The organism is Nocardioides sp. J9 (assembly GCF_007829375.1).
Classification (GTDB): domain Bacteria; phylum Actinomycetota; class Actinomycetes; order Propionibacteriales; family Nocardioidaceae; genus Nocardioides.
Genome location: NZ_VLJQ01000050.1, coordinates 65,758 through 70,959, shown reverse-complemented (window position 1 = coordinate 70,959; position 5,202 = coordinate 65,758). Strand labels below are relative to the sequence as shown.

The window sequence follows — 5,202 nt, the reverse complement described above, 5'->3', positions numbered from 1 at the left end:
CGCCCGCCCGCAGCCGGCCGCGCGTGAGCAGGTCGCCCTCGACGAGGCGCTCGAGCTCCTTCTTGGCACCGTAGAGCGCGGCCCCCTTGGCGACGGCGAGGTCGGGGTCGTGCAGCTCCGGCTCGATGCCGAGCTCCGCGCGCAGCGCCCGGGCGACCATCGGCATCCGCGACGACCCGCCGACCATGAGCACCCGGCCGACCCGGCCGACGCCGCGGCGGGCCGCCGCCTCGAGGCAGGACCGGGTGAGGTCGACCGTGCGGCGCAGCAGCGCCGAGGTCATGTCCTCCAGCTCGGCGCGGGTGAGCGTGACGGTCGAACGGGCGCCGTCGTGGCTGACGACGACCTCGGTGACCTCGCGCTCGGAGAGGTCGTGCTTGGCGCGCTGCGCGGCGAGCACCAGCTCCTGGCTGCCGGCGGAGTCGTCGAGCGGGTCCTCGGCGTCCGGGTTCTCCGCGCAGAACTGCCGCGAGAGGTGCAGGCAGATCCGCTCGTCCCAGTCGGCGCCGCCGAGCTGGTGGTCACCGTCCACGGCGAGCACCGAGATCCGCCGGTCGGCGAGCTCGATCACCGTGGCGTCGAACGTCCCGCCACCGAGGTCGTAGACCAGGACTGTCTCGTAGTCCTCCCCCTTGCCGAGGCCGAAGGAGCCGTCGAGCCGCCCGAAGCCGTACGACAGCGCAGCGGCGATCGGCTCGGAGAGCACGTCGACGACGTCGAGGCCGGCGTAGGTGCCTGCGAGGGTGGTCGCTCGCCGCTCCTCGTCGCCGAAGTACGCCGGCACCGTGATCACCGCGGACGTCACCGGCTCGCCGGAGCCGAAGGCGGCGTCCTCGCAGACCGATTTCAGCACCAGGGACGACACGGCGGCCGCGGACCAGGTGCGCCCGTGCGCGACGAAGCGCCACTCCGAGTCGCCCATCCGGCGCTTCACCAGCGCGCACACGTGCTCGGGGTCGAGGCGCGCCTGACGGCGGGCGCCCTCGCCGACGAGGTGCTCGCGCTCGGAGGCGAAGAGGACCACCGAGGGGACCGTCGGCTCACCGGTCATGCCGACGAGCACCTCGGGCCGACCGCCCGCGTCCGTCCGCGCGATCGCCGAGCAGGTCGTGCCGAGGTCGATTCCGTGGACGGCCACGGCGGCGAGCCTATCTGCGGGGGTGCACGCTGGCTACGATTCGCGGATGTCCGAACCGACGTTGCAGGACCTCGCCGACGCCGTGGTCGACGTCGGCCGGCTGGTGGCCCGGCAGGCCGCCAGCATCGACAAGCTGGTCGATGACGGCCGGGCGGCCGCGGCCCGGGCCCGGGCCGGGGCCGACGTCCCGCTCCTGGTGGACCTGCTCGCCCTGCACCGCGACGCCAGCGCCTGCGCCGCCACCGCGCGGTCGCGCCGCGAGCGCGAGGCCTTCACCGCCGTCGCCGGCGGGCTCGAGCGCCTGATCGAGGGCCGCGGTGGCCGACTGGTCGCGCCCTCCCCCGGCGCCGTCTTCGACGCGACGACGATGGAGGCGGTCGAGGTGGTCGCGACCGACGACGCCGCCCGGGACCGCACGGTCGCGGAGCTGGTCGAGCCCGGCCTGGTCGTCACCGAGCTCGGGCGGGCGGTGCGCCCGGCGCGGGTCGCCGTGCACCGCGCGGGCCGACCGGCCTGACCGGCCCGACCGGCCTGGGCTGGCCCGCTCAGTCCCGTAGCCGCGCCGCCGGCACCAGCGCCAGGAAGGCCACGACGCCGGCCGCCAGGACCAGTCCGGTCGCCGCGGGTGCGGGCGCGGACTCGGCGAACGCTGCGAAGACGACCCCGCCGACGGCGACCCCGACGCTGTTGGAGAGGTGGTCGGCGAGTTGCAGCGAGGACGACGTGCGACCGGCCTCCCCCTCCGCGGCGGTGGCGAGGGCGAGGACGGAGAGGGTCGAGAAGGCCATCCCGATGCCCAGCCCGGCGACGCCCCACGCGGCGACCACCACCGCCAGCGGTACGACGGGCAACGAGACCGTCGCGAGGCCGAGGATGCCGCTGCCGAGGAGCAGCGCGCCGGCCCGCACCCGCCCCGGCTGGTCCGCGAGGAGCCGCCACCGGGCGGCCAGCACGGCGCCGGTCGACCAGGTCACCGCGCCAGTGGTGAGCACCCAGCCTGCCTGGGCCAGGCTCAGCCCCCGCTCCAGCACGAGCAGGAGCGGCACGTAGACCTCGGCCGCGGCGAACGCGGTGCCGATGGCGGCCCGGGAGCCGATCACCGCGGGCAGGCCGGCGCCCAGGCGCCAGGCACCGGCCGGGAGCACCCGGCCTGCGCCGGCCACCACCGCGCCGAGGCCGACCGCGACCAGCAGCGGCCACCACGCCACGACCTGCTGGCCGCCGAGGCTGACTGCCAGCACACCGCGTTCGGTGAGCGCCCACCGCAGCCTGCCGCGATCGCGGGCGTCACGGTCGGCGGCCGGCCCGGGGCGCGACGGTGCGTCGGCCACCAGCAGCCACGCCGCGACCGCGACGGCCGGCACCCCGAGGAACACCCAGCGCCAGCCCACGAGCTCGGCGACCTGCGCGGCGAGCAGCGGACCGACCAGCGCCGGCAGCACCCACGCGGTCGTCAGCACCGCGAACACCCGCGGCCGCATCGCCTCCGGGTAGGCCTGCGCGATCACGACGTAGAGGGCGACGCCGATCAGCCCGCCGCCGTACCCGTGCACCAGCCGGCCGAGGACGAACAGCGGCATCGTGGGCGCCAGCCCGGCCACCGTGACGCCGGCGCAGAAGACCAGCAGGCCGCGGCGCAGCACCGGCGCGGGCCCGAGCCGGTCGACCTGCACGCCGCTGGCAGCGAGCGCCACGACGCCGGCGGCGAGCGGCGCGGCGAATGCGACGGCGTACCAGCTGAGCCCGTCGAGGTCGGCCGCCACGTCGGGCATCACCGTGGCCACGGCGAGCGCCTCGAAGGCGAAGAGGAAGGCCAGGGCGAAGACCCCGACCGTCGTGCGGGCGTAGCGGCCCCGCCACGGTGAGCCCACCGCGGCGTCGACGACCGCCGTCACCGGCCGACCACCAGGACGACCTTGCCGACCGCGCGGCCGGCCTCCAGCGCCTCGTGGGCGAGTGCGGCGTCGGCGAGCGGGTGGACCGTGCCGACGAACGGCACCCGGGACCCGTCGGCCGCGGCCTCGAGCGCGTCCTTCTCCAGCTCCGCCACCCGGCTGGTGATCGCCGGGCCGAGGACGTCGACGACCTCGCGGTCCGCCTCGTCGTAGCCCTCGCGGTCGCCGGAGAAGCGGACGGTCCGGCCGCCGGGCTCGAGCATCGCGTGCAGGGCGCGCGGCAGGTCGCCGCCGACGCCGTCGAGCAGGACGGTGAGCCGCGGCTCGGCGGCGCGCAGGACGTCCGGCCAGGCGGGGTCGCGGCGGTCGAGGTCGGCGGCCATGCGCCCATGCTCCCGGTCGGAGCACCTATCGGTCGACCGCCGTGTGCGCGCCGAAGCGGCGCACCACCTCGAGCTTGTCGCCGCTGGCCAGGCCGACGACGCGGGCACCGGTGTTGCGGGCGCCCTGCAGGAGCAGGGTCCCGAGGCCGCCTGCGGCCGAGGTGACCACGACGACGTCGTCGGCGGTGATCCCGGCGAGGTCGAGGATGCCCGCGGCCGTGCGCCCGGTGCCGATCGCCGCCACGGCCGTCGCCGCGTCCATCCCCGCCGGGCGCTCGCGCACCCGGTCGACGTCGGCCAGCACCAGCTCGGCGTAGCCACCGCTGCCCTGCGGCCCGAGGTGTACGACGACCGGTCGGCCGAGCCACGCGGAGGTGACGCCGTCGCCGACCTGGTCCACGACGCCGGCCACCTCGCGGCCGGGCACCACCGGCAGGGCCGGTGCCGCCACGGTCGCCGGCCCCTTGCCCGCGCGCAGGTAGGTGTCGAGCAGGTGCACGCCGGCGACCTCGACCGCGACCCGGACCTGGCCGGGACCCGGCTGGGGGTCGGGCAGCTCCTCGAGCTGCAGGACGGACGGCGGGCCGTAGGCGTGCTGTCGGATCGCGTGCATGCAGCCATCCGACAACCTCAACTAATGTTGAGGTCAATGAGCGACGTCAACCAGGAGATCAGGACCCACGACCTGGCGCCCGGCGAGGTGGCCCGGCGCGCCGGGGTGGCGGTGTCGGCGCTGCACTTCTACGAGCGCGAGGGCCTCATCAGCAGCGTGCGCACGGCGGGCAACCAGCGTCGCTACCACCGCGACGTGCTGCGCCGGATCGCGTTCGTCCGGGTCTCGCAGGGCGTCGGCATCTCGCTGGCCGACATCCGGGCCGCGCTGGCGACCCTGCCCGAGGGCCGGACCCCGACCAAGGCCGACTGGACCCGGCTGTCGCGCTCGTGGCGCTCGGTGCTCGACGAGCGGATCGCCCGGCTTGAGCGGCTGCGCGACACCCTCGACGACTGCATCGGCTGCGGCTGCCTGTCGATGCGCTCGTGCCGGCTGGCGAACCCCGGGGACGCGCTCGCGGAGTCCGGCGACGGACCGGTCCGGTTGCTCGGCCGGGGCTGACGGCCCGACCGGCCGGGTCAGCCGATGTCGGTCGCGAGCAGGTCGTCCTCGGTCTCGCGACGCACGACCACGCGGGCCTGGCCGTCGCGGACCGCGACCACCGGCGGGCGCAGCGCGTGGTTGTAGTTCGACGCCATCGAGCGGCCGTAGGCGCCGGTGGCCGGCACCGCGACGAGGTCACCGGGGCCGATGTCGCCGGGCAGGAACTCGTCCTTGACCACGATGTCGCCCGACTCGCAGTGCTTGCCGACCACCCGGGCGAGCACGGGCGGGGCCGTGGACGCGCGGGACGCGAGCGTGCAGGAGTAGTCGGCGTCGTACAGGGCGGTGCGGATGTTGTCGCTCATGCCGCCGTCGACGCTGACGTAGGTGCGCGAGGCGCCCGCGTCGAGCTCGACCTCCTTGACCGTGCCGACCGTGTAGACGGTGCACATCGCGGGGCCGACGATCGCGCGCCCGGGCTCGATCGACAGGTGCGGCACGTCGATGCCGAGGGCGGCGCACTCGCCGGTGACGATCCGGGTGATCTGCTCGGCCAGCAGCGACGGCTCCGCCGGGTCGTCCTGGGTGGTGTAGGCGATGCCGAACCCGCCACCGAGGTCGAGCTCGGGCATCACGTGGCCCAGCTCGGAGGCGACGTGCGCGTGCAGCGCGAGCACGCGGCGGCCGGCG

The 5,202-nt window shown here is 76.1% G+C and carries 7 protein-coding genes; 2 read left to right on the top strand and 5 right to left on the bottom strand.

The features are described from left to right. Positions 1 to 1,138, bottom strand: a 1,138-nt coding sequence (locus L615_RS04215) for an Hsp70 family protein (protein ID WP_145724228.1), incomplete at its 3' end; no start/stop codon positions are given. A 46-nt stretch (positions 1,139 to 1,184) separates the two neighbouring features. Between L615_RS04215 and L615_RS04210 the strand changes: the two genes are divergently transcribed. Continuing rightward, the gene (locus L615_RS04210) at positions 1,185 to 1,655 is read left to right on the top strand and encodes a nucleotide exchange factor GrpE (RefSeq protein WP_145724221.1); all 471 of its coding nucleotides are present in this window, start codon (positions 1,185 to 1,187) and stop codon (positions 1,653 to 1,655) included. A 28-nt stretch (positions 1,656 to 1,683) separates the two neighbouring features. On the opposite strand, the gene L615_RS04205 is transcribed toward L615_RS04210, so the two are convergent. From L615_RS04205 to L615_RS24030, 3 genes are read right to left on the bottom strand one after another with little or no spacing between them, the layout of a single operon-like run. Further along, a complete protein-coding gene (locus tag L615_RS04205; protein WP_145724220.1) occupies positions 1,684 to 3,033 on the bottom strand; it encodes an MFS transporter in 1,350 nt (449 codons plus the stop codon). Next, the gene (locus tag L615_RS24035) at positions 3,030 to 3,416 is read right to left on the bottom strand and encodes a zinc-binding dehydrogenase (protein ID WP_261376549.1); all 387 of its coding nucleotides are present in this window, start codon (positions 3,414 to 3,416) and stop codon (positions 3,030 to 3,032) included. Before L615_RS24035 ends, L615_RS04205 begins: the two co-directional genes overlap by 4 nt. A 25-nt stretch (positions 3,417 to 3,441) precedes the next feature. After that, positions 3,442 to 4,029: an alcohol dehydrogenase catalytic domain-containing protein gene (locus tag L615_RS24030; RefSeq protein ID WP_261376548.1), complete on the bottom strand. Its 588-nt coding sequence runs from the start codon at positions 4,027 to 4,029 to the stop codon at positions 3,442 to 3,444. Positions 4,030 to 4,065: 36 nt separating this feature from the next. Here L615_RS24030 and soxR point away from each other — a divergent pair, with 36 nt between their 5' ends. Further along, positions 4,066 to 4,530, top strand: coding sequence for a redox-sensitive transcriptional activator SoxR (soxR, locus tag L615_RS04195; protein ID WP_036517636.1), 465 nt, complete (start codon positions 4,066 to 4,068; stop codon positions 4,528 to 4,530). A 17-nt stretch (positions 4,531 to 4,547) separates the two neighbouring features. Here the strand turns inward: soxR and L615_RS24025 are convergent. Continuing rightward, positions 4,548 to 5,202, bottom strand: a 655-nt coding sequence (locus L615_RS24025) for a diaminopimelate decarboxylase family protein (protein ID WP_396954708.1), incomplete at its 5' end; no start/stop codon positions are given.

Coding starts and splice junctions, on each gene's coding strand:
- L615_RS04210 (WP_145724221.1), top strand. CDS start 1,185: ATGTCCGAACCGACGTTGCAGGACCTCGCCGACGCCGTGGTCGACGTC.
- L615_RS24035 (WP_261376549.1), bottom strand. CDS start 3,416: ATGGCCGCCGACCTCGACCGCCGCGACCCCGCCTGGCCGGACGTCCTG.
- L615_RS24030 (WP_261376548.1), bottom strand. CDS start 4,029: ATGCACGCGATCCGACAGCACGCCTACGGCCCGCCGTCCGTCCTGCAG.
- soxR (WP_036517636.1), top strand. CDS start 4,066: ATGAGCGACGTCAACCAGGAGATCAGGACCCACGACCTGGCGCCCGGC.